Origin of the sequence: Pseudomonas sp. NDM, assembly GCF_003105095.1 — a bacterium.
In the GTDB taxonomy this organism is placed as follows: domain Bacteria; phylum Pseudomonadota; class Gammaproteobacteria; order Pseudomonadales; family Pseudomonadaceae; genus Aquipseudomonas; species Aquipseudomonas moraviensis_A.
Map to the genome: position 1 here is coordinate 65,100 of NZ_QETJ01000010.1, position 24,324 is coordinate 89,423.

Genomic DNA, 24,324 nt, shown 5'->3' on the forward strand with positions numbered 1-24,324 from the left:
TGGCGGGGCTGCGCGAACGTCATGCTTCATTCGGAAGGGGGGGAGGCGCGAATTCAATCGGTGCAAAGTCCACTGTGTTTTTGCTGCTCTCCGAGAACACGGTGCAAATGAATGTGCCTCCCGTCGGACTTGAGATAACCGCTCGGGCAACGCCTTGCTGAGTGGTCTGGCCCTGCTGAGGCCGAATCACCGCCTCAACCGCCAGTAAAGACGCGTCATCAACAGCTGTGGCGGACCAACGCACCCCGCGGTTTTTGCCCAGATTGCCGAAGCGATCCATGAGCACGGCCGATAACTCGACCGCTTGCCCCGCTGGCACAACGTTGGTGGGCACTCTGGACATGAAAGGCGCGGGGAAATCCAGGTGCAGCTCGTCGTCGGTCACCTGGATGAGCGGCCCCTCCTGCGGCGCGATCAAGGGCACCCAGAACAGCGGACGCTCAGCGCCCATGACCTTCCCTGGCGTGTAGGTTGCCGTGGCGACACCGGTTTGTGGCTGGGTGTTGCCGATAACCAGGGTGCCAAGACTGGCCTGTCCGCGAATGGACACACCGCTGAGCGCCGTGCCGTCCTGATCTGTCAGCCTGATGGTGAAAATGATCTTGCCCTCACTCCCGGCAATCACCTCGAAGTTATCCGGCACAATCTGCATGTTGATGAGCGGCGCCCGCAGCTCGGCGGATGGGCGAACCGCTGCGGCCGTTTCCCACAGACTCAACGAGGCATGCTCGGCAGCGTCTTTGTAAACCGACTTGTCGACGGTTTCAGGCAGCGTCCCCAGGAGAAAAATGGTCAGCGCATCCATCTGGGTATGGGTGGCCAGTTCGCGTACCCGAACCAACAGATCCAGTTGCTGGAGATTTTTCAAGAGCCTGTATGTCGGGTCGATTCGCCCGATGCATTCGTGCACTTCTTGCTCGCTCCAGTCGAAAAACCGTGCCAGCCAGACCTCCGATGCCTGCTGTGCAAGGCGCAGCGCGTCGGTGGACAAACCCTCCGGATCTCCCCATTCATGGATCTGCCTCAGGTACTCAAGCAACTCGGTATGAGGCTGCTTGCTGATCTCGAAGGCATGAGTCAGAACCGTCAGGTAGTACAGCGTTGCGACGCTGAAGACTTCAGGGTCGTTCTGCTGCCACCAATCGTTGAGTCCGTAATCGAGCAGGGCATCGAGGGTTTCGAGGCTTATGTCGAGTTCAGCCACGACGGCGCTGAGCCGACGTATGTCAGCCAGCAGAAAAAACAGCGGATCAAGAGGTTCCTCGCGCAGGGTGTGTGACAGCTCCCAGTCCTCACCCATTTGCTCGACGATTCTGACCAACAGCTCATAAACGCTCGAATTCGCCCAGGTCAAAACCTTCAGCGCCCTCTCTGCATCCAGCCCGGTATAAACGGCCAGACATTCACGCGCGACTGACAGCTGAGCAGCACGCGCCTGCAGCAGAACCGTGAGCATGATTTCGACGATGGGCGCACGCACACTGATGTCATCTTCAATCAGCCCCTCCCTGACCGCCTTGTCGAGTTCCTCTCTGGCGAAAACAACGTATTGGTCTTCCGTACCCTCGCGGGATTTCACCAGCCCCAGCGGGTCAGTCAGCGAAGAAAGCAGATCTTTCCAGTTATGCCCCACCTGCAGCGGCGGCACACCGGCGGTCACAAATCCGGTATGCGTCAATAATGCCTCGCCCAGCAAATTGCGGACCTGCTCGAACAAGCGCAGTTCTGGCTCGGCCGCCACATTGGACACCTGAGGAACCGCCACCTGTTGCAGCATCCACAGCACCGGCAAATCGCGCGTTCGACACCAGTAGCGGCATGCAACCAGTGCCGAAATGAGGTTCAACACATCGGGAACAGTGTCGCCGGCCGTGGGTTCTCCCGTGATTACCGGAACGCCCGCCAGTCCGTCAGCCCATGCCTCCCCGCCAAGCACCATGAGCATCAACAGCCCCTCGACCGGCGTCATGCCCAACAAGCGGGGCAATTTCACCAGTCGGTAAAACGCCGACAGAATCTCCGGGCTGCGCTCGAGCGTCCCGGTTCGGCCATGGGCACGGGCAATCGCCAGCGCCAGATACTGGTAGGTCTGCAGGTCGATTTCCAGTGCGCTGCAGATTCGGCTGATGGTGAGTTCGGGCACACCCTGCGCCGGTAGCAGGGGAAACTCACCGTTATCCAGCAGCAATGGATCGCGGTAGTGTCTCTGGACATTATTGAATATCTGATCAAACTGTGACGCTAGCTGCCCGCGGCCATAGATCGAGAATTTGTCGATAAACACCGCGAACTCCGCAGCCGTGCACTGGAAGCCTTCACGCAAGGTCTGGAACAACCCCAGCGCATGCACGGTATGGTCGGTAACCCAGATGGCGGGTTTTACAGGTTTTTCAGGGGAGTCCGGGATGCCAGCCCACTCGGCGTTGAAAGCGGCCACCAGCAGCGAATCGACCTCTTCGGGAGGCAGCCTCAGCCATAAATCCAGGCGTCGCTTGCGGTTCATCCGGTCGTATCGCCTCGGGTTGAGGGGGGATTCGCTCAACCGGTGCTGAAATCTTTCGTAATTGACACTGACGGCGGGTGATTCGCCGCCGTTGATAAAAACCGAACCGGAACGCTCGCTTTCCTCCTTTTCGGCAGCCGCATAGATACTCACGTTATCCGATCGTGTTGGTGCGTAACGGCCAATGGACAGAAATGCTTCCACGCCATCGGCATCCAGTTTGGTGCGCTTGGCGAAAAAATTCACTTGATTGAGGTTCTGCCAGTCCACCCCGGTGGCGCCGTAATTCTTCAGATAGAATGCGTTTCTGGTGTCGGCGTCGTCGGGAACGGGCCTCTCGGTCAACAAGTCCCGCTGAAACGGCCCCAGCCGCGACGCATGCGCCAGCGCACGACCGGCGTCGTCATCCCAGGCATCCGGGAGAAGAAAGTTTGGATATTCGATATCTGTCCAGCGGGCGAAGTGCCCTACCGAAAGACCGTGATCAGCGACCAGCGCATTGATGGTTGCCCAATGCTTGTAGTACGGCAAACCGTTCGGATAGCGCCGCAGGATCATGGCGTCTTCCAGCTCCGCTTCAGTTTTGCCGATAAACCTTTCCAGTACCTTGAGCGTGATCTCCACTGCTGAAACGGTCTGGTGCATCGCGTTGTGGTCGATGAGCAGCTCGCTGATATCGGCCCGACGCGTGTGGATCGGAATCATGCCGGTTATCGCATCGGAATCACCATAGTCCTCGATATTGTCCCCGACCCACTTCCACATCTCTACCAGATAAGCGACAACCCCTGTGGCATCTTCGAGCGCGCCAACCGGTGCGAACTGGTCAAATGCCGGGCGGAACAGGAGTTCGAAACTGGGCCCGGTATTGAACCCACCCGCCTCGAACGGTGCCGGTGTCGTCTCGCCGGCCAATGACTGCTCGATGAACTGCCGTCGCAGGTAAACCGCCAGCCCGTTCAACCGACGCAGCAACTTTCTGGCGTCCTCGACATTGATGTCGAAGTCTTTCGCCAGGCCCTCGGCGCCCTTCTCCACCAAGGGAAAAATCGACTCACCACGCTCCAGCCAGGATCTCAGAACGGCGAACTTCTCCAGGCTCTGCTGCTCGCCAAAGACCTGCTCGAACAACTCCAGGGCGGGTTTTTTCGCCGTACTTTTACTGGCCATGCTGTCAGTCCTTGAACAGTTGATCTGCGCTGGCGGGAAACCTGGCCGGCATCAGTTGATACAGAGCATTCAGCGCTTCGGAACAGACATAGTCCACTGTCATAAATGACAGGTTTTACGACCATTCATCGGAAAAACCTTCAAGCGTTGTCTGGCGAATCGACACGCACATCAAAACGCCCACTTTCGGCATCGTCTGACATTGGCGCCCCTGTGTCGGAGATTTGCCGGAAACGGCACCACTGGGCGCCACTGTGGAGCGGCTCCGTCGGCGAGGCCGTCCAGCCAGCGTCAGTGACGGTAATGGGGCCGGCAAGCACGACATCCGCGCTGTACCAGCTCAAGAGTGTCCCGATGCCCGGTTTGCCCAAGCCAGTGACGGCCAGCAGGGGAGAAACCCAGAGGCCTGGCCCTGGGTATATGAATTGCGGGAGAAAGAGCCTTACCTGACACTCCCATTCGCTGGGGATCGAATGATATTCACCCTTGGAGGCCATAACGCTCAATGTGACAGCCCCATCGGGTAGCTCCAGCGTTGCGGGGATTGACCAGCTTGCGTCGTCAAGCACCGGGGCCGTGCCCAATACGCATTCCCCGCGCTTGAGCGTGATCAGGTCACCAGGAACGCCGAACCCGGACACCGTCACTGTAGCGCCGAGGAATTCTTCGGGAGTGGGTGATTCGGGCATCACCGCGACGGGTACGACCCGACACGGCACGTCAAGGCCGGGTTTTGACGTTTTGCCCTCGAACGTCTGAGTTGCCCAAAGGATTTCGTCTCCGACCTCCAACACAACGCTGGCTTCCCACGTACCGTCCACACCGATCTGGACATCGCGCAACAACGGCTCATCGAGCCCGCGGCGCCAAACGGTAACCAACCCGTCTCGCCGACCTGTACCCGACAGAACTGCCCTGCGCGTCAGATCGCCTCCAGGAAGCGGCCGCACGAACTCGGGCGGCATGACCACGACGTCGAATTGGCGCACCTCACTGTCGGGTGAGGCCCGGTCGTTGAGGGTTTGCTGCGCGGTGATGAACCATGTCTTGATGGCAAGTCCGGTGAGGTGCACCGACCAGGGACCGTCCTGCCCGAGAACCACGGGATCGCCCAAGGGCTTTCCGTCCTGTAAATTCCACAGCCGCATCGAAGCGCCTGACATGCCGAAGTCACCGGTCACTGTCAGATCACTGTCCGTTTCCTGTTCGGGCAGCGGCGTTCTGATCGCGGGCTTGAGCCGCTCCCTGTAGACCTTGAACGTCAGTGAGCCAGGCTTCGATGTGAGTCCGACGACTGTCTGCGTCGCTTCGATGGTGCAGGGCAGCCCATCCGTGAACGGAGTCGGGCGGCAAAAGGTCCAGGTTTCCCCGACGACCGTCGCTGTAAATGAGTGGTTGCTGTCGCTGAAGCCGATGTTCACCACCGCGCCGGGCCAGCAAGTGCCGCTGAAAACCGGATTGAGCCCGTCCTCGGGAGGGACATCGATACCGGGTTCGCGAGGCAGGATGCTGATTTCATACTCCATCCAGCCTTCAGAACCGTCCAGCTCCTGTCGGATCGATATTTTCCGTTTGTTCGTCGGCCCCCAGGACTCCAGCGCCTGCGTAGACCACTGCCTGTTTCTGACGACAACGGGCGTCGCTATTTCGGCTCCGACAAACAGGCTGACGGTAGCTCGGTCGACGCCTTCGCCGCTGAAGGTGGGCTGGTAGTCGTCGGTGTGCCTTACATTGCTGACCGGGGGCAGCTTCTTTTCGACCTCGAATTCGAAAGGCAAAGAGTCGATCCAGCCTCCGGCATTGTCGGCAATCTGTTGAATCGCCTCAAGTGTACGGCTGCCCAATTCCCAGCCCGTTGCACTGGTAGCCCACGTACCGTCGTTTTGCACCGTGGCAATGGCCGGCGCATTCCCCTGGCCTGTTTTCACGGTGAGTTGGATTCGCGTGGGGAAATGGGGGTCGTAGTGGCCTTTGCCAGAGAATCTCACGATGGCATCGTCTGAAAAGTCGATTACCGGTTGTTCGGGTTTGGCAGGGCGGATTTTGAATGCTCGGGGGTGGCCGCGGCCGGAGGGGGGGTCGCTGATTTGTATAGCGACCAGTGACACCGGGCCGGGTCTAACGCTGACTGGAACCGTCCAGGCATCGCCCGTCAAGAAAGCCTCGCCGACCTTCGACTCGGACAGGTCGAGAAACACCTGCACCGTGCTACCCGCCACTCCCCCTAAACCGCTTAAGTTGAACGTCTGATTCTGAAGCGAGTTGGCTGGCGGGTTGGTAATGAAAGGGGGGGCCTCATGCACAACGAAAGCTACAGGTAATGTATATATGCTGGTCGTGCCGACATAAGAAACCAAAGCACTGACCGACAATGGACCATTGAGCAAACCTGCAGTAAGAGGTGCTTGCCAATTCCCATGCTCATCAATGCTGGTTTCAGCGCTCAGAACTTCATCGTGATTGGGGGGGGACTTGACGACGCGCACCTTCGAATTCGGAGCGCCGATGCCGCGAAAAATCAGGCCATTAGCGGATTCAGTAGTGTTGGGTTGCGGATAAGTCACAACTGCTCGGTAGATCTCCATTGGTGCTGAACGTTCAGAATACAGTCCGTCAAGTCTCTGAAGTGCATCAATGCTGGTTTTGTTTCTGTTTACTGGGTAAGTGATCGCCCCACTCCATTTTCCGGATTCAACGCGCCCCGACCCAACTATCCCTTCCGCCACACCCGTGAGATAAATAAAGACAGTCGCTCCGGAAATACCGGTGCCTGCGCCGGTGTACGGTGAACCGGAAATGTTTTTGATCATATCGATGGTCGGGGGAGGAATTATGGAATCAAAAGAGATGTGAGCACTCTCGAGAGGCAAGTTCACCAGATCAGATCTATTCCCGACTTCGCCATCCGCTTGTATGTCTTCATGAGGCCCGCCAAGCGGGTTCTCGTCCGTACCATCAGTTGTCATGGGCATGAGTGTCTCCGAACCTGTTCAAGGGTGGCGATGCAAGGTGCAAAAATCCTTGCCCTGATTAAGTAGGGAATAACTCCTCTTCCGCACCTGACAGATCTGACAGTCCCGACAAACGGTAACTATTCCCACACCGCAACATGCAGACGTCCTTCAGCCGTTAACACGCGGCTACATCGGCTTGCGCCGTTGCCTACACATCACTCAGAATCCGCCGGCTTGTGCGCTTTGAAGCTGCCCCGTAACGTGATCCGTGCCGCTGCCAATCAGTGGTCGGGTTTAGTCGCCCGGGGGTTTGTCATCAAGGTGTATAAGCGTCATCAAGTCGGGTAATCCTATTCCCGCACTCGATGGTGGCTGTACGCAGGGCGCTTCGGCGCGCCGGTTTTTGGTGATACCCCCGGTCGACTAACCTGCGTCCAGCCGCCACCCCATTCGTTTAGTCGCGAGGGGTGAAGGCCCCCAACCAAGGGTTATCACCATGATCAAACCAACACCCAATCCCCCCGAAACCGAAGACTCGACCTCCCCCTACGCGTCCCCCGATTCCACCAGACTCCACGAGGCCGCTGAAAAAGCCCTCGACCACTACCTGAAAAAACCCGCAACTGCGCCGTCGTGCAATTCTGTAGATCGCGGCATGCAGATGTTCATGGTCGCGCCTGATATCAACCCCGAAGCGATGGCCATTCAAACCTACGAGACCTTTTCTTCGGTCAGCATTCTGTTGCTCGATCTGGCGGACAGCCTCGAGGACAAGCCACGGCATCTGGCGATGGCGATCTATCAGTTGAGCGAGATGGGGTTATTGCTGGCGGAGAAGGCGCTGGATCAGGAGCGAGCGATCACGACGGCGTGACGTCAAGATCAAAAGATCGCAGCCTTCGGCAGCGCCTGCATCTGGAACGCGTTCCCTTGCAGGAGCTGCCGAAGGCTGCGATCTTTTGCTGTTCAGGCCGAGGCCGGCAACGGCTGAAAGCTGAAGTACTGCTGCAGCGCCAGCACCAATTGACCGAACTCCACTGGCGCGCGGCGCAGGATGAAACCGGCGTCGTAGTGCAGCGGCGTGGCGTCTTCATGGCACCACACGCAGCAGGCGCTGAAATCGATGACTTGCTGGCCGCCATCGCGGGCGGGCACTTTGAGGCGTAACTGGAAATCCATCCCGACCATCATCGGCAATTGACTGATCAGCATCAGCCCGTCTGCCGACACGTTGCCGAGAAAGCCAACGGGTTTGTCGGTCACGCTGTTGAACACTCTGAGGTAGTACGGCAACTGGTGCCGTTCGATCCGGCGGTCGGTAAACATGATCAGCAGTTCGCCCTGCATGGCTCCCTCAGGAGCCGCACCTGTGCTTCGGAACGAACCTGTTCGGCAGGCCCGCTCTCCCCGCTTCCGGTGTGACGGTCGCAATCATCGCCGTCACCTTTACAACTGCCAGTCGCAGGTGTTGCGCCGCCGTGAAGACAAGGCTTCAGGCGGTTTCCTTGACTATAGCGGAGCTTGTACAGACGGCCAGATTTTGTACGGCAAGTGCCGTCAGAAGCGTGTCGGCCGCACCACCGCAGCGGCACTGCGCGTCGGGTAATGGCCCAGACTCTGCAGGGTTTCCAGACGCGCACGGGCGCGGTAGGCGTATTCGCTGTCGGGGTACGAAGCGATGATGAACTGGTAGGTCTGCACCGCGTCGATGTACAGCTTCTGCCGTTCCAGGCACTGACCGCGCATCATCGACACTTCCGGCCACACGTACGGCCGCGCACGGCTGGCGCGTTCGACCTTGGAGAGTTCGAGCATGACCTGCTCGCAATTGCCCCGCTCGTAGGCGCTGTAGGCGTTGTTCAAGTGATGGTTCATCGACCAACGGGTGCAGCCCGTCACGGCGAGGACGCTGAGGGCAAGGGCGGCAATGGGCAACAATCGCATGGGGGTTCTCCTGTCTTGTGCTCTGTATCGACCCATGGTCGGAAATCTTCAGGCGCGCTGATCGCAAAGTTGCCGCGTTCAATAAAGAAAACGATAAGTAGTGCATTCGAACAATGACTACACCCTTCGAGCATAGTAGCCTCTGCCTGCGCTTGAACTCAGGAGTCTTTGCATGTCCGTCCGTCGTACCAAAATCGTCGCTACCCTTGGCCCGGCCAGTAACTCGCCGGAAGTTCTCGAACAGCTGATTCTGGCTGGTCTGGACGTTGCCCGTCTGAACTTCTCCCACGGCACCCCCGACGAGCACAAGGCTCGCGCGAAGCTGGTGCGTGACCTCGCTGCCAAGCACGGCCGCTTCGTCGCCCTGCTCGGCGACCTGCAAGGCCCGAAAATCCGTATCGCCAAATTCGCCAACAAGAAGATCGAGCTGAAGATCGGTGACAAGTTCACCTTCTCCACCAGCCATCCGTTGACCGAAGGCAACCAGCAAGTGGTCGGCATCGACTACCCGGATCTGGTCAAGGACTGCGGCGTGGGCGACGAGCTGCTGCTCGACGACGGCCGCGTGGTGATGCGCGTTGAAACCGCCACCGCCACCGAACTGCATTGCGTCGTGACCATCGGCGGCCCGCTGTCCGATCACAAAGGCATCAACCGTCGCGGTGGCGGTCTGACCGCGCCGGCCCTGACCGAAAAAGACAAGGCCGACATCAAGCTCGCCGCGGAAATGGAAGTCGACTACCTCGCGGTGTCCTTCCCGCGTGACGCCGCGGACATGGAATACGCCCGTCAACTGCGCGACGAGGCCGGCGGCACTGCCTGGCTGGTGGCGAAGATCGAGCGCGCCGAAGCCGTGGCCGACGACGAAACCCTCGACGGGCTGATCAAGGCGTCCGACGCAGTGATGGTTGCCCGTGGTGACCTGGGTGTGGAAATCGGCGACGCCGAGCTGGTGGGCATCCAGAAGAAAATCATTCTGCACGCACGTCGCCACAATAAAGCGGTGATCGTCGCGACGCAGATGATGGAGTCGATGATCCAGAACCCGATGCCGACCCGCGCCGAAGTGTCCGACGTGGCCAACGCCGTGCTCGACTACACCGACGCCGTAATGCTTTCGGCCGAATCCGCCGCTGGCCTGTACCCGCTGGAAGCCGTGCAGGCAATGGCGCGCATCTGCGTCGGCGCCGAGAAGCACCCGACCGGCAAGACCTCCAGCCACCGCATCGGCAAGGAATTCAGCCGCTGCGACGAAAGCATCGCGCTGGCGACCATGTACACCGCCAACCACTTCCCGGGCGTCAAAGCGATCATCGCCCTGACCGAAAGTGGCTTCACTCCGCTGATCATGTCGCGTATCCGCTCCTCGGTGCCGATCTACGCCTTCACCCCGCACCGCGAAGCCCAGGCTCGCGCAGCCATGTTCCGTGGCGTCTACACCATCCCGTTCGACCCGGCCTCGCTGGAACCGCACGAAGTCAGCCAGAAAGCCATCGACGAACTGACCAAGCGCGGCGTTGTGGAAAAAGGCGACTGGGTCATCCTGACCAAGGGCGACAGCTACCACACCACCGGCGGCACCAACGGCATGAAGATCCTGCACGTGGGCGACCCGCAGGTCTGAGTGACCGACAGCTGAAACGCAAAAGCCCCGCCATGTGAATGGCGGGGCTTTTTGTTGGCGGCGCACAAAGTCAACACGGGTGTCTACTGTCAGACCTGACAGTAGACCGGGTCGATTGTTGGGTAGCTAATCGGGTCGTAACCATCCACTCAAGGAGAGCGGCATGAACGATTCGATACGGTTGACCCAGGACGACGATGGGCGTGACAAAACCTTTGCAGACAACGGTGTTTTTTTACTGGATCGCGTCTCTCTCGGACGCGAATCCATACTGTATGGCGTCCAGACGCAATACACCCCTACCATCGAGCGGATTTATTTCACGGGGCAGGCACGTACGGGCGTCACCGAAAGACCCTACGTGTTGGGCTGCCTGAAAGCCGATGGCACGCTCGATCCCGACTTTGGCGATAACGGCATCGCCAGTGGCAATTTCATTCAACGAACGGAGTCAGCGGGCAGCTCCATCACGCTGCTCGATGACGGGAAAATCCTGCTGACCGGATGGATCTACGACACGGCAACTCCGGCGTTGGCCAGATTCTTCGCTGACGGCAGACGCGACACCTCTTTCGGTGTCGACGGCTACGTGATCCTCAGGCGGCCGGTCTCCAGCGTTGATCAGGACCTGGCTGGCATAGCAGAGAAGAATGCCAGTCAGGAATTTCCGACCAGCGTCACACCGCTGGCAGATGGAAAAATCCTCGTGGGCAATACCTATGTCGTCACTCACGTGACAGACACCCGTGCGTACCTGTTCCTGCTCAACAGCGATGGTTCGTACGACACGGATTTCAACGGCACAGGTCATGTCCAGGTGATTTATCCCGGAGCAGATCCCGCTCAAGTGAAACTGCGCAGTGCATGTGTGGATCACGATGGCACGATTGTGGTGGCGGGAGGCCTGGTTTCTGATCCGAATCTGAGAGTGCCGTTGATGGCGCGCTACACGCGCGCCGGCAAACTTGTACCCGGCTTTGGCACGGCGGGTTTCTTCGCCCCAGCACAAACCTTGTTCGAATTCGCCGAATTCGCAACGGTCATTGCCCAGCCGAACAAGCGGCTGCTGGGGATCGGCTCAACCAGCGATGGGCGAGGCCTTTTGATCAGTCTCGAAGCGGATGGCAAGTACAACATTCAATTCAATGGCGCAACACCGTTGCTCACCCGGCTCGACGACAGCATTACCAAGTGGGAAGCAGGCGCCATGCAACCCGATGGCAAAATTGTTTTATGCGGAGCCATCAAGCCTGCGGACGAGTCGTCGCCCGGCGTGGTGGTGCGCTTGCTGGACAACGGCGCGCTGGACACGACATTTCACCAGCGCGGCTGGACAAGCACTCGGGTCGACGGTCACACCCGTTTCTATGGGCTGGCGTTGCAGAAGGACGGGAAGATCGTCGTGGCCGGTTTTCGGCACGGCGACGGAGCCTTCCAAGGCCTGATCCTGCGTTACCACGCCAACGGCACAGGTAAGCAGCCATCGACTTCGAGCAATGAAGGGCAACTCGATCCCGCTTTCGGCACCCACGGTCTAGTGCTTCTGAACGCTTCGGGTACTGAAGGGGCTACGATTGAGCCCAGGGGGCTGGGCGTCGATTCCACTGGCCGGATCTACGTAGTCGGCGCTGAGTACAGTGACAGGGTTTCCTACTGGTGCATGAGGATGAGTGCCAGTGGAGTCGTCGACAGCACATTCGGCAAGGGTGGGCATGTTACCGGCGAGTTCGATCCAGATGAAGGCGGACGTGCCCACTCGGTTATCCTTGAAGTCGTAGCGCTGCCTGACGGCAAAATATTGCTGACAGGTTACTTCTTCGATGGCAGCTTTGACGCGTGGGTCGGGCTCGTGCGCCTGTTACCCGATGGCCGTCCGGATCCGGACTTCGGCGACAAGGGGGAAGTGCTGATCCCCCTTGGCAGCCTGAGCGCCGACCGGAAACTGCGCGATGAGAACTCCCGCGCAACGCCGCTGGCTCAATCGGTCAGCCACGGCCCTGTGCTGCCTGATGGCAAGATTCTGGTACTGACGCGGATTTATGACGGTAATGAACAAACGCAGTCGGTCGTGCTTCGTTTCATGCCCAATGGTGCACTCGACACCAGCTTCAACCAGACCGGAATGGTCCGCGTCGCACACCCTGACTATCCTCATACCGTATTGACCGATATGGTCGTCGACCATGAAGGAAAGTACGCTCTGAGCGGTTATTGCCTCGGAAAAAACCATCGGCCGGGCGACGCGCTTTTCAGCAAACTGGAGATCACTGGGGCCCTGGACACTTCCTTCGCCACAGCGGGCTATTTGGTGGTCAAGCCCAATAGCGACGAACTGCGCTTCTTCATTGGCAAACTCGTTGCCCAGGCCAACAGACGTCTGTTGGGCATTGGCCAGGATCAACACTTGGACAAGGAGCGGGGATTGTTGATCAGTCGGGAATCCGATGGCAGCGCGAACATCCAGTTCAATCGGGGCGAACCGTTGCTGACCAGACTGGAGGGGCGCTCGACCAGTTGGTCATCGGCGGCCACCCAGCCGGACGGGAGTATTCTGGTGTTTGGATACCTGTTTGATCCAGCTCGCACCGTGATCGCGAAGTTCACTGACCGGGGCGAACTGGATAAAACGTTCGGGACCGGAACAGGATGGCTGCAGTTCGATGTCATGAGGGGTTTCATGCCTGCATCGTTGCTCACCGACCACAGCGCGCTGTTCATTGCAACCGTAATGGACAATGGTCGACGAGTGTCCTGCGTGGCGCGCGGTCTGCTGACACCGAAGAGTCAAACCCTCGATAGCGCAGGCAAGCCTGACCTGGAGTTCGGTACCGACGGGACAGTAATGATCAATGTCCCCGACATGCCATTGGCGCGGGTCTCCGGCGTTCGTATCGGCCCGGACAACAAGATTTACTGCGCGGGCAACGGTGAAGATGTCGCCGATCCGAACCCCAGGTATTTCCTTGGTCGGTTCAACAGTGACGGCAGTGTCGATCGCAGTTTTGCAACCTCCGGTTTTGCCCAGGACATTTATCCTGACTGCACCCTGTCGCAAATCAAATCCTTCACGTTTCAACCCGATGGAAACATCGTCATCTTCAGTGAAGTCTACGCTGGAGGCCAGTTGGTGCCCGCCTTCTCCCGCTACGACGCTCACGGGCAACTGGATCCCTCGTTTGGTACCAACGGACACACCGTACTGGATATCAAGCTGTCGCCACCCGGCAGGTCGGCATCCAGCGACAGATCTCGAAAAATAGACGCCAGCGCCACCCATCCATACGGCGTCGAAATACTGCCGGACGGCAAAATCCTCGCATCCCATAACTATTTTTTCGATTTACAGCAGTCCCATGGCCTGATTATCCGCCTGGAAAAAAATGGCGCACTGGATCTGGGCTTCAACCAGATCGGTTATATCCCGGTGATTCATCCCGATTACCCCCTCAATGCCACGGTGTTGAGGAATGTGATCGTGCAACCGGATGGCAAGTACCTGGGTTGCGGCAATGTGTACGACGACTCCGGCAACCCCAGCCCGGCCATGTTCGTACGCTACAACGCTTCCGGTGAGCTGGACGAGCAGTTTGGCAACAATGGATTTGTCACTGTTGCCAGCCCACTGCACGCCCATCTGATCCAGGCTACTGTGCTGCAACCCAATCAACGCATCCTCGGGTTCGGCGATAGCCTTGGCAACGAAGGCGTGATGATCAGCCTTGAACCTGACGGCAGTCCCAACATTCAGTTCAACCGGGGTCAACCTCTCTATACGGAGCTGGAATCCGGTTCGATTACGTCATGGACAGGCGCAGCCATTCAGAAAAACGGCAGGATTGTGATCGCCGGGGCGATCGGAGTACGGGGACAGGCTGACATTGTCATCGCACGGTTCATCGACGCAGACTTCGATCCGGAGTTCAACGATGGCCAAGGTTGGCTACGCACACGCCTGGAGGACGGCGTGCAACTGGCTACCGGTTTGACACTGCAGGAGGATGGCCGGATTTTGATCTGCGCCACCCTGCCCGGCAGAAAAATCGCGTTGCTGCGCTACCATGGCTGAGTTTCGCCAACCGCCTCAAATGGAACGCCCTGCCAGGTAAATGGCAGGGCGTTGCATATTGGGCCTGACAAATGTGCTCGCTGACCTGGCCCCTTAGCTCACAGGGCCAGTGCAGTCGCCGCCATTTCAGTGCCGTTTGATAAATCCGTTCAACGCCGCCAACGCTTCCGGGGAACGCAGCCGCTGGGTGAACAACGCGCCCTCCTCCTCGATGACTTTGCGCAGCAACTCGCGATCCGGCGCTCGCATCAATTGCTTGCTGATGCGTACCGCTTCGGGCGGCAGTTCATCAAACCGCAGCGCCATCTCCCGGGCCTTGCTCAGCACCGCATCACCGCTGTCCAGCGCTTGGGTGGCGATCCCCCACTGCGCAGCCTGCTCGCCGCTGAAGCTTTCGCCGAGCAACAACAATTCTGCCGCTCTGGCCTGCCCAAGCAGACGCGGCAGGATCAGGCTGGAACCGAACTCAGGGCACAGACCAAGGTTGACGAATGGCATGCGCAGGCGTGCATCGCGGCTGACGTAAACCAGATCGCAATGCAGCAACAGGGTTGTGCCGATGCCAACCGCCGCGCCGGCCACAGCGGCAATCACCGGTTTGCGGCACTCGAGCAAATTGAGCATGAAATGAAACACCGGGCTGTCGAGGTCGCTCGGCGGTTGCTGGATGAAGTCGGCGATGTCGTTGCCGGCGGTGAAACACTCGGCGCTGCCGGTGATCAGCACGGCGTTGATCTGCGGGTCGCCATCGGCCTGCTTCAATGCGTCGGCGAGGCGGCCGTACATGGCACGGGTCAGGGCGTTTTTCTTGTCCGGGCGGTTGAGGCGCAGGGTCAACAGACCGCGCTCGCGTTCCAGCAGAATGGCTTCGGTCATGGCGTGTCTCGCGTCTGGAAATCAGCGCTCAACCACGGGACAGAAACACATCGGCCAGCAGTTGATTGCGCGGCAATCCGGCCAGATACAAGCGCCTGGCGAAGGCGTCGACACTGGCCGTCGAGCCGCAGACTAAGGCCAGGGTCTGTCGGGAAACAAGGCGCAGTTGCGCCAAAGCGGCGGCCGACTCGGCCGCCGTCCACAGCTCGACGCTGAGGTTTTCCCGCTGCGCGGCCAGTGCCGCAAGGGGTTTGGCCAGATAGTGCTCGCGTGCGTCATGGGCCAGGTGAATGACACGGATGGCGCCTTGGTGATCCTGACGCAGTGCTTCGCGCAGGACACCGAACAACGGGCCTAGACCGGTGCCGGCGGCGAGCAGCCACAGTGGCCGGGCGTGCCAGTCCGGGTCATAGTGCAAAGCGCCGCCGCGCAGTTCACCGAAGCGGATCGAGTCGCCGATCTGCAGGTGACGTGCGGCATCGATGAATTCTCCGGGCTGGCGGCAATCGAGGTGAAACTCGAGGAAGCGGTCTTCTTGCGGCAGGCTCGCCAGCGAGTAAGGCCGAGCGATGTGGCCAATCCACAACACCAGATGCTGACCGGCGCTGTAGCGCAGCGGCCGCTGCGGGGCCAGGCGCAGGCGCAGAACGCTGTCGCTGAGCCAGTCCAGCGCCTCGACCACGGCCGGGCGACCGTCGGCGAGCGGATCGAAGGTGTGCACCTGCAGATCTTCGGTCACCTGGCATTGGCAGGCCAGGCGCCAACCGTCCTGACGTTGCTCGGCACTCAAGGCGTCCGGACGGTTGTCGGCAGGCAGGCCTTGGGTGCATTGCACCAGACAGGCATGGCAACTGCCGGCGCGACAGCTGTAGGGCACGACGACGCCGTTCTGGTTGAGGACATCGAGCAGATTGCTGCCCGCCTCAACCGTCCATTGCCGATCACCGACGCGCAGTTCAGGCATCGACGTTTTCCCATGCCGCGGCACAACGATTGCGCCCGTCACGCTTGGCCCGATACAGCGCCTGATCGGCGCGCTGCAACGCCTCATCCAGATCATCGCCAACGCACAGCAGGGTCATGCCCGCCGACAGGCTCAGGTTGCGCACTTGCAGGCCCATCAATTCCACCTCACTGAAGGCGATGCGCAAACGCTCGCAACACGCGGTCAGGCGTTCGGCATCGCAGTCGGGCAACAGCACCACGAATTCCTCGCCACCATAGCGCGCCAGCACGTCGCCGTCGCGCAGGCACGCTTGCGCGACAGCGGCAAACGCCTGCAGCACCTGATCGCCGGCGGCGTGGCCGTGCAGGTCGTTGATGCGTTTGAAGTGATCCAGATCGATCAGCGCCAGACCGTGCATCACGTCGCTGTCCAGCGCGTTGAGCTCGCGCGAGGCGATGCGCAGGAAGTGACGGCGATTGAACAGGCCGGTCAGTTCATCGGTGGCGACCAGGTCTTCGAGCTGGCGCATCATTCCGCGCAGGGTGTCCTGGTGCGCCTGCAAGGCAAAGCGACGCTGCCGCTGGCGTTGCCGGGAAACCTGGACGAAGCGCGCGTAAAGTACCAGCCACGCCAAAACCATCGCCAGAATGCACACCTGCAATGCCGCGAGCGCGGGCTCGGCGAGGCGGAAGTGGTAGGCGTCCCACAGGGTAATCGCGGAGAAACTGAAAAACACCAGCAGCGCGCAGCGGATGAACACCCGGCGGGTGAGATGGAACAGGCCGAACAGCAGAATCAGCACGTAAAACACCAGAAACGCCCCGCGCGCCTCGTCGACATGGGCGATCAGCCAGGTCTGCCAGCCCAGGCCCATCAACACTTGCGCTTCGGTCAGGCTGGGGTCGGCGAAGCGCTGGTTGCGACCGCTCCAGAACAGCCCGAACAGGGTCGCCTGACTGATGACCACCAGAGCGCTGCCGATCGCCACGCCACTGAGCGATTGCTGGTAATGCCCGGTAAAAAACGCCAGCCACAGCAGCAGCAAAGCCAATCCGTAGGTGGCCGCAGCGAGGGCGAAGCGTTTGAGCAACAGGCGTTGAATGGCGTTATGGGTCAATCGTTGACTCACCGTGCGATAGGAGGCTGACCGAGTGTCCTACTCTACAGACCGGATGCCACTTTAGAGGCCCGGTCGCTAAATGACCACCGATTTTCGGGCCGGGAAAATGGCGTCAAAAGTGTGGCCCGCCCGGCCCGGAAGGGCAGCTACAAGCCGCAAGCTTCAAGCGGCAAGCTCAAGCTGTCCGCGTACTGCTTTGACTTGCCGCTCGAAGCTTGCAGCTTGCAGCTGCTGCAATGAATGACTACTGGCGCGTGTATGCCCAACAGAGCCGCGGTATACTGCCGCGCCTTTTTAGCGTCGCGCCACAAAGGGACAGCCGCAAGCCTCAAGCGGCAAGCTCAAGCTGTCCGCGTAATGCTTTAACTTGCCGCTTGAAGCTAGAAGCTTGTAGCTGCCCCACCGTGTTTTTCGAGGAGCGCGACTCATGACCGTGATCAAGCAAGATGACCTGATTCAGAGCGTTGCCGACGCTTTGCAGTTCATTTCCTATTACCACCCCGTGGATTTCATCCAGGCGATGCACGAGGCCTACCTGCGCGAAGAATCGCCGGCGGCCCGTGATTCGATGGCGCAGATCCTGATCAACTCGCGCATGTGCGCCACCGGCCATCGGCCGATATGCCAGGACACCGGTATCGTCACCGTGTTCGTCCGTGTCGGCATGGACGTGCGTTGGGATGGCGCCACCATGGGCCTGGACGACATGATCAACGAAGGCGTGCGTCGCGCCTACAACCTGCCGGAAAACGTCCTGCGTGCCTCGATCCTCGCCGACCCGGCAGGCGCTCGCAAGAACACCAAGGACAACACCCCGGCCGTGATCCACTACTCCATCGTCCCGGGCAATACCGTGGAAGTGGACGTGGCGGCCAAGGGCGGCGGTTCCGAGAACAAGTCGAAAATGGCCATGCTCAACCCGTCCGATTCGATCGTTGACTGGGTGCTCAAGACTGTTCCGACCATGGGCGCTGGCTGGTGCCCGCCAGGCATGCTCGGTATCGGCATCGGCGGCACCGCGGAGAAAGCCGCGGTGATGGCCAAGGAAGTGTTGATGGAATCCATCGACATTCACGAACTCAAGGCCCGTGGCCCGCAGAACCGCATCGAAGAAATGCGTCTGGAGCTGTTCGAGAAGGTCAACCAGTTGGGCATCGGCGCCCAGGGCCTCGGTGGCCTGACTACCGTGCTCGACGTGAAGATCATGGACTACCCGACCCACGCCGCCTCGCTGCCGGTGTGCATGATCCCCAACTGCGCTGCCACCCGTCACGCGCACTTTGTGCTCGACGGTTCCGGCCCGGCCTCGCTGGAAGCGCCACCGCTGGACGCCTACCCGGAAATCGTCTGGGAAGCCGGCCCGTCGGCCCGCCGCGTCAACCTCGACACTCTGACGCCGGAAGACGTGCAGAGCTGGAAGCCGGGCGAAACCGTGCTGCTCAACGGCAAGATGCTCACCGGTCGCGACGCCGCGCACAAGCGCATGGTCGAGATGCTCAACAAGGGTGAAACCCTGCCGGTGGACCTCAAGGGTCGCTTCATTTACTACGTCGGCCCGGTTGACCCGGTGGGTGACGAAGTAGTTGGCCCGGCTGGCCCGACCACCGCGACGCGGATGGACAAGTTCACCCGGCAGATCCTCGAGCAGACCGGTTTGTTGGGCATGATCGGCAAATCCGAGCGTGGCCCGACAGCGATCGACGCGATCAAGGACAACAAGGCTGTGTACCTGATGGCTGTCGGCGGCGCCGCGTATCTGGTTGCGCAAGCGATCAAGAAGTCCAAGGTGCTGGCATTTGCCGAACTGGGCATGGAAGCGATCTACGAGTTCGAGGTCAAGGACATGCCCGTCACCGTGGCGGTGGACAGCAAAGGTGAGTCCGTACACATCACTGGCCCGGCGATCTGGCAACAGAAGATCAGCGAGAGCCTGGCGGTAGAAGTGCAGTAAGCCCTTCGCTTCCATGAAACGGCCGACTCATCCGCAGGGATGAATCGGCCGTTTTCATATGTGCAAACCGATCGCGATAAAAAAGCTGCCGGAGCATACAAAATGATCTTGCGCACCTGTCAGATCTGACAGGTTCATTTACCCGCCATTCTTGTTAGCGTCGTTCCATTCACGCCGACCCCGCGCGCAATGGATTCGACCATGCCTGAACAACAAGAGCTGAGCATCACCACCCCCTCCATCGCCAAAAGCGCATCGATCGCCACCATTGGCAAAAGCTGGGGCGCGGTGGGGCCGACCGGAGCGGCTTCGTTCGAACTGCCGATTCCGACGACGGCCGGGCGCGGTTGGGATGCGCAGTTCTCGTTGAACTACAGCAGCCAAAGCGGCAACGGTCCGTTCGGGCTTTCCTGGCACTTGGCCGGCGCGGGTCAGATCAGCCGTAGAACCAACAAAGGCGTGCCGCGCTACACCGATCACGACGAGATCATCGGTGTCGACGGCGAAGTATGGATGCCGGAGCTGGATGTAAACGGTGAGATCAAATTCCGGGAAGAACACACCTATAACGATGTCGACATCGGCCCGCACAGGGTCGTGCGCTACTGGCCGCAAGTGGAAAGTGATTTCTCCCTGCGTGAGCGCTGGCAAGCGCAAACCCGAGAGGCCGATCCACCGTCATTCTGGCTGATACACGGCGCCGACGGTTCGCTGCACCTCTACGGCAAGACCGAAGCCAGCCGAATTGCCGACCCCGACGCGCCTGGACATATCGCTGCCTGGTTAATAGGCGAAAGCATGAACGCGCGCGGCGAACATATCTGTTTCGACTACAAGGCCGACGATCAGGATCCCGACCCGCTGCATGAATACCGCGCCCAGCGGTATCTGGCCCGCGTGTGCTACGGCAATTTCACCGCCAGCAACAATCTGTACAGCTGGACCACAGAACACCCCGCCGAACTGGACTGGCATTTTCATCTGCTGTTCGATTACGGCGAACGCAGCACGTCACTGAGCGATATCCCAGCGTACGACGGTGACACCCTGAAACCCTGGACGCTGCGAACGGACAGCTTTTTGACCCATGGTCAGGGGTTTGAGCTGGGCACGCGCAGACTCTGCCAGCAAGCGTTGCTGTTCCATCATTTCCCCGCAAAGCCGACTGACCAACCGAAACTGGCGAGCCGCCTGCTACTGGAATACCGGCAACCGCAGGACGGCGCAAAGTGGACCTATAGCCAGATCAGCGCGGCGCACTATCAGGCATTCGATGCCACAGGCTTCGTCGAAAATACGCCACCGGTCGAGTTCGACTACGCCCCTTTTGACCTCAATAAAACCCCGCGTCGCTTCCTTGAGTTCGATACACAGCCGGGTATCGAGGACGGCGGTTTTTATCAGTGCGTCGATCTTTTTGGCGAAGGTGTGCCGGGTTTTCTCTGCCGCCATGACCAGAGCTGGTACTACCGCGAACCGCGGCGCGCGACCCAGGGCACCGATGCAATCGACTATGGGCCCTGGGTCGCGCTGGACAGGATTCCGGTGGCTGATCGCAACCGGCCGGTCCAGCAACTGCTGACCGACCTGACGGGTGACGGTCGGCTCGACTGGGTTACTGCCCGACCGGGCATCAGTGGGTTTCGCACCCTGACAGAGCAACGCACGTTTGCCGACTTCATTCCGTTCGGCAAATTCCCACCGGAATTTTTCAACACGCTCTCGACACTCGGCGATTTGACTGGAGATGGTTTGAGCAGCCTGGCATTGATCGGGCCGAACTCGGTGCGGCTGTATGCCAACGACCGTGAACAGGGCTTTGCTGCTCCCGAGGAGGTCGCTCACAAACCCGACGACGACCGCTTGCCGTTGTTCAGCAACTCCCGCAAAGAACTGGTGGCGCTGAGCAGTTTTCTGGGCAGCGATATGCCTGAGCTGTGCCGGATTCGCCACGATGAACTCCGTTGCTGGCCGAACCTGGGCCATGGTCGGTTTGGCCGTGGCCGCAAGATCAGCGCGTTGCCCTTCAGCTATGAGCAATTCGATTCGTCCCGGGTACGCCTTGCCGACCTCGACGGCTCCGGTGCCCCGTCGCTGATTTATCTGAACTCCGACGCCTTCGATATCTATTTGAATCGCGGCGGCAATGGCCTGGAGCAAACACCGATCAGCGTGCCGTGGCCCGACGGCGTGCGCTACGACCGGTTCTGTCAGGTGAGTTTCGCCGACTTGCAAGGCCTGGGCTGCGCCAGCCTGATCCTGACGGTAACGCACATGCAGCCGCAGCATTGGCGTTACGACTTCGTTTCGGCCAAGCCGTATCTGCTGACCAGCAGTAACAACAACATGGGCTGCAGCGCCAGCGTGGTCTACCGCAGCTCGGCGCAGGAATGGCTGGATGAGAAACGCCATTTGCCCACCCTCAGACGTTTTCCGGCGTGCCACCTGCCATTCCCGGTGACGGTGGTCAAAAAACAGCAGCAACTGGATGAAATCACCGGCAACTGTCTGACGCAGGTTTTCACCTGGCGGGAAGGTTTCTACGACAGCCGTGAGCGCGAGTTCCGCGGTTTCGGCCTGTTGCAGCAAACCGACAGCGAGAGCGCCGGCGACGATCAGGGCGACGGCTTCAGCGAGCCGATGCGGGTCTTCACCTGGTTTCATACCGGGCAATCGATGAACCGCTCGCGTGACGACTATTTCACTCACGACGCACATGCAGTGCCACTGGGCGATACGCTGTTCAGCCGCTACCACGAAGCGGACGATTGCGAGGAACAGCTGGATGCTCCTGACGCAGACACTTGCTACCAGATTTCCCGGGCACTGGTTGGCGCGGTCACGCGCATCGAGACCTATGCCGATACAGGCGAGGATGTTCCGCGGGTCACCACGCCTTTTACCGTCGAAGAAACCCGTTATCGGGTGCGCGAGGTGCGCAAACAAGGCGCGACCGCCGCCGCCGTCCTGCTGCCGCTGGTGGTGGAAAAAATCAACTACCAGTACGACGGCTTCGTCGACGATCCCATGTGCCGCATGGATCTGGTCCTGCGCTACAACGCTTACGGCCAGGCGACGCACTCAATCACCGTGAGCTACGCCCGGCGGCTCACCGACAACGATACGCCGCCGTTCGACGATCCTGATGAACGGCAGTGGTGGTCAGACGCCCATGACCCGGCGCAACAATCGTTCTACCTGAATGAAAGCCGCTCTGCGTTCATCGATCTGGACAAGGATCCGCAGCATTGGCGGCTCGGTTTGCCCTATCAGCAGCGCGGCAATGCGCTGGTCTTGCCCAAAGGCACACTGCCCACCGGGCTTATGCCTGGGCAGGTCTCTTATGACTGCCTGATGGAACATGAGGATTCGCCGCAATGGAACGCCCAGCGAGTGCTGACCACGCAGTCCGTGCAACGTTACGTGAGTACCGACGGCAAACTGCTGGACGATGGCACTGCCAGCTTCGAAGCCTTGTTCGGCCCGTTGGAAGTGGCACAACTGGACAAGACGGCGCTGGACGCTTACAGCGTTCTATCGAATTTCGACGTGCGGACCGAATTGGCAAAAATCGGGTACACACCGATGCCGTTCCTGTTCTGGGTCCACCCCATGGGCAGCACGGAGCAGGACCTCTGGTCGGCGAATTTCGGCTACGCCGAATATGCCGGCCCCGAGCGTTTCTACAAGGTACGGCGTTACCGTGAAACGCTCAGCCATGGCTACACCAGTGCCGAATACGACCCTTACTCGCTGGCCATCATCTGCGTGGAGTTACCGGACGGCTGTCTGACGCGTATCGAGTACGACTATCACGCGCTGCAACCGCTGCAAATCATCGATGCCAACCTGAACATTCATCAGGGTATTTATGACCCCGCCAGGCAGCCGCTGGCCACCAGCTTCCATGGCACCGAGAACAACAGGGAGGCGGGGTTCAAGCCACTGAGCGAATACAGAATTCCGGATGACCGCAGCCCCGCTGCCGCCATTGCCCACCCATCCGATGCCGTACAAAAAGCCGCGAGTGCCCTGCGCAAGGACCTGTTCAGCTGGATGGGTCGGATCGCCAGTGATACCCGCGCCGCCTTGGCCTGGATCGCCCAGGGTTATCTGCTGCCAAGCGGCCACATCAGGGCCAGCGCGCGCCGCCGACTTGCCCGGCCTGGTAACGTCCTGACGCCCGATGAGCGAGCCCTGCAAGATGCCATCGCCGCCGTGCATCGCGAACCGGTCCACAGCGTGATCCTCAGCGCCGACCGCTACCCGGACGATCCGCTGGCGCAGATCCAGATCATCAAAGCCTGTGTCGACGGCTTTGGCCGCGCTCTGCAAACCCAGCAGCTGGTCGATCCGGGCGAGGCGTATGCCGTGGACGCTGACGGTTCACTGATTATCGAAAATGGTCAGATCAAAGTGGTCGATGCCAATCCGCGCTGGCGCATCAGCGAGCGTGTCGAATTCAACAACAAGGGTTTGCCGGTTCGTCAGTACCGCGCGTTTTTCGCCGATACCTATACCTACGTCAACGATCAGTCCCTGCGCACCCTCGGCCATCACGACAAGGTTTTCTATGACGTCATGAGCCGGCAGGTGCGATTGATCAATGCCAAGGGGCACCTGTCCCGAGTGGCCTACCATCCCTGGTTTCAAACCAGCGAAGATTTCAACGACACTGCCGAGGCATCATCTCCAACCCAGGCGCCAGGGTCGTGACCGCCAACGTGCATCGCCGCACACCCGCGCTGGCCGTGGGCGATGCGCGCGGCTTGCCAGTGCGGCAGGTCGGGTACTTGCGCAGTGTGACCGACGACACTCCCAAAGCCCTGGTAACCCGGCAGCAGCACGACTGCGCCGGACGTCTGGTCGAACAACGGGATCCGCGCCTGTCGGCAGCGTGCCTGACCACGGTTTACCGCCTGGACGGATCGGCCGTGAAAATCGACAGCGTCGACGCCGGCTGGCGCCTGACCCTGCCCGGGCTGGCCGGTGAGCCTTTGCGCCGCTGGGACCAGCGCGGCAGCCATTGGCAGACGCTCTTCGATGCGCAACTGCGGGTGGTCGCCGTCGGGGAAAATGGTCGGCCCAACGTGGATGTTTTCATCTACGCCGACGCCTCGGCCGAGGCGGGGCTCAATCAGCGCGGCCAGTTGCTGGAACAAAAGGATCG

At 60.0% G+C, this 24,324-nt stretch carries 12 protein-coding genes and 1 pseudogene; 6 read left to right on the forward strand and 7 right to left on the reverse strand.

Annotated features, from left to right (window positions below):
• Positions 1 to 19 precede the first annotated feature (19 nt).
• Both DCO47_RS04640 and DCO47_RS04645 read right to left on the reverse strand, forming a co-directional pair.
• Positions 20 to 3,673: a Tc toxin subunit A gene (locus tag DCO47_RS04640; RefSeq protein WP_116657578.1), complete on the reverse strand. Its 3,654-nt coding sequence runs from the start codon at positions 3,671 to 3,673 to the stop codon at positions 20 to 22.
• A 140-nt stretch (positions 3,674 to 3,813) separates the two neighbouring features.
• Positions 3,814 to 6,645 (reverse strand): hypothetical protein, encoded by a 2,832-nt coding sequence (locus DCO47_RS04645; RefSeq protein WP_116657579.1) that lies wholly within the window; start codon positions 6,643 to 6,645, stop codon positions 3,814 to 3,816.
• A gap of 478 nt (positions 6,646 to 7,123) precedes the next feature.
• Between DCO47_RS04645 and DCO47_RS04650 the strand changes: the two genes are divergently transcribed.
• Entirely contained in the window at positions 7,124 to 7,501 is a 378-nt protein-coding gene (locus DCO47_RS04650) for a DUF6124 family protein (RefSeq protein WP_042607316.1), read from the forward strand.
• A gap of 92 nt (positions 7,502 to 7,593) precedes the next feature.
• Here the strand turns inward: DCO47_RS04650 and DCO47_RS04655 are convergent, their stop codons facing one another.
• Both DCO47_RS04655 and DCO47_RS04660 read right to left on the reverse strand, forming a co-directional pair.
• Positions 7,594 to 7,953 carry a PilZ domain-containing protein gene (locus tag DCO47_RS04655; RefSeq protein WP_042607406.1) on the reverse strand — a complete coding sequence of 120 codons (360 nt, stop codon included), beginning with the start codon at positions 7,951 to 7,953 and terminating at the stop codon, positions 7,594 to 7,596.
• Positions 7,954 to 8,184: 231 nt separating this feature from the next.
• A complete protein-coding gene (locus DCO47_RS04660) occupies positions 8,185 to 8,571 on the reverse strand; it encodes a tol-pal system YbgF family protein (protein ID WP_042607317.1) in 387 nt (128 codons plus the stop codon).
• Between the two features lie 172 nt (positions 8,572 to 8,743).
• Here DCO47_RS04660 and pyk point away from each other — a divergent pair, with 172 nt between their 5' ends.
• Positions 8,744 to 10,195, forward strand: a complete 1,452-nt coding sequence (pyk, locus tag DCO47_RS04665) for a pyruvate kinase (protein WP_024014116.1) — start codon at positions 8,744 to 8,746, stop codon at positions 10,193 to 10,195.
• A 163-nt stretch (positions 10,196 to 10,358) separates the two neighbouring features.
• A complete protein-coding gene (locus tag DCO47_RS04670; RefSeq protein WP_116657580.1) occupies positions 10,359 to 14,261 on the forward strand; it encodes a hypothetical protein in 3,903 nt (1,300 codons plus the stop codon).
• Positions 14,262 to 14,387: 126 nt separating this feature from the next.
• On the opposite strand, the gene DCO47_RS04675 is transcribed toward DCO47_RS04670, so the two are convergent.
• From DCO47_RS04675 to DCO47_RS04685, 3 genes are read right to left on the reverse strand one after another with little or no spacing between them, the layout of a single operon-like run.
• A complete protein-coding gene (locus DCO47_RS04675) occupies positions 14,388 to 15,137 on the reverse strand; it encodes an enoyl-CoA hydratase-related protein (RefSeq protein ID WP_116657581.1) in 750 nt (249 codons plus the stop codon).
• 28 nt (positions 15,138 to 15,165) lie between these two features.
• Positions 15,166 to 16,101: an iron-sulfur-binding ferredoxin reductase gene (locus DCO47_RS04680; protein WP_116657582.1), complete on the reverse strand. Its 936-nt coding sequence runs from the start codon at positions 16,099 to 16,101 to the stop codon at positions 15,166 to 15,168.
• Positions 16,094 to 17,200: a diguanylate cyclase gene (locus DCO47_RS04685; protein WP_064365051.1), complete on the reverse strand. Its 1,107-nt coding sequence runs from the start codon at positions 17,198 to 17,200 to the stop codon at positions 16,094 to 16,096. Before DCO47_RS04685 ends, DCO47_RS04680 begins: the two co-directional genes overlap by 8 nt.
• Before the next feature lie 430 nt (positions 17,201 to 17,630).
• Between DCO47_RS04685 and DCO47_RS04690 the strand changes: the two genes are divergently transcribed.
• The 3 genes and pseudogenes from DCO47_RS04690 to DCO47_RS04700 all read left to right on the forward strand — a co-directional run.
• Positions 17,631 to 19,154, forward strand: coding sequence for a fumarate hydratase (locus DCO47_RS04690; protein WP_016773454.1), 1,524 nt, complete (start codon positions 17,631 to 17,633; stop codon positions 19,152 to 19,154).
• Between the two features lie 201 nt (positions 19,155 to 19,355).
• Positions 19,356 to 23,870, forward strand: coding sequence for a SpvB/TcaC N-terminal domain-containing protein (locus DCO47_RS04695; protein ID WP_116657583.1), 4,515 nt, complete (start codon positions 19,356 to 19,358; stop codon positions 23,868 to 23,870).
• Positions 23,867 to 24,324 (forward strand): annotated as a pseudogene (locus tag DCO47_RS04700) (toxin); the annotation flags it as partial. The gene DCO47_RS04695 and the pseudogene DCO47_RS04700, both read left to right, overlap by 4 nt.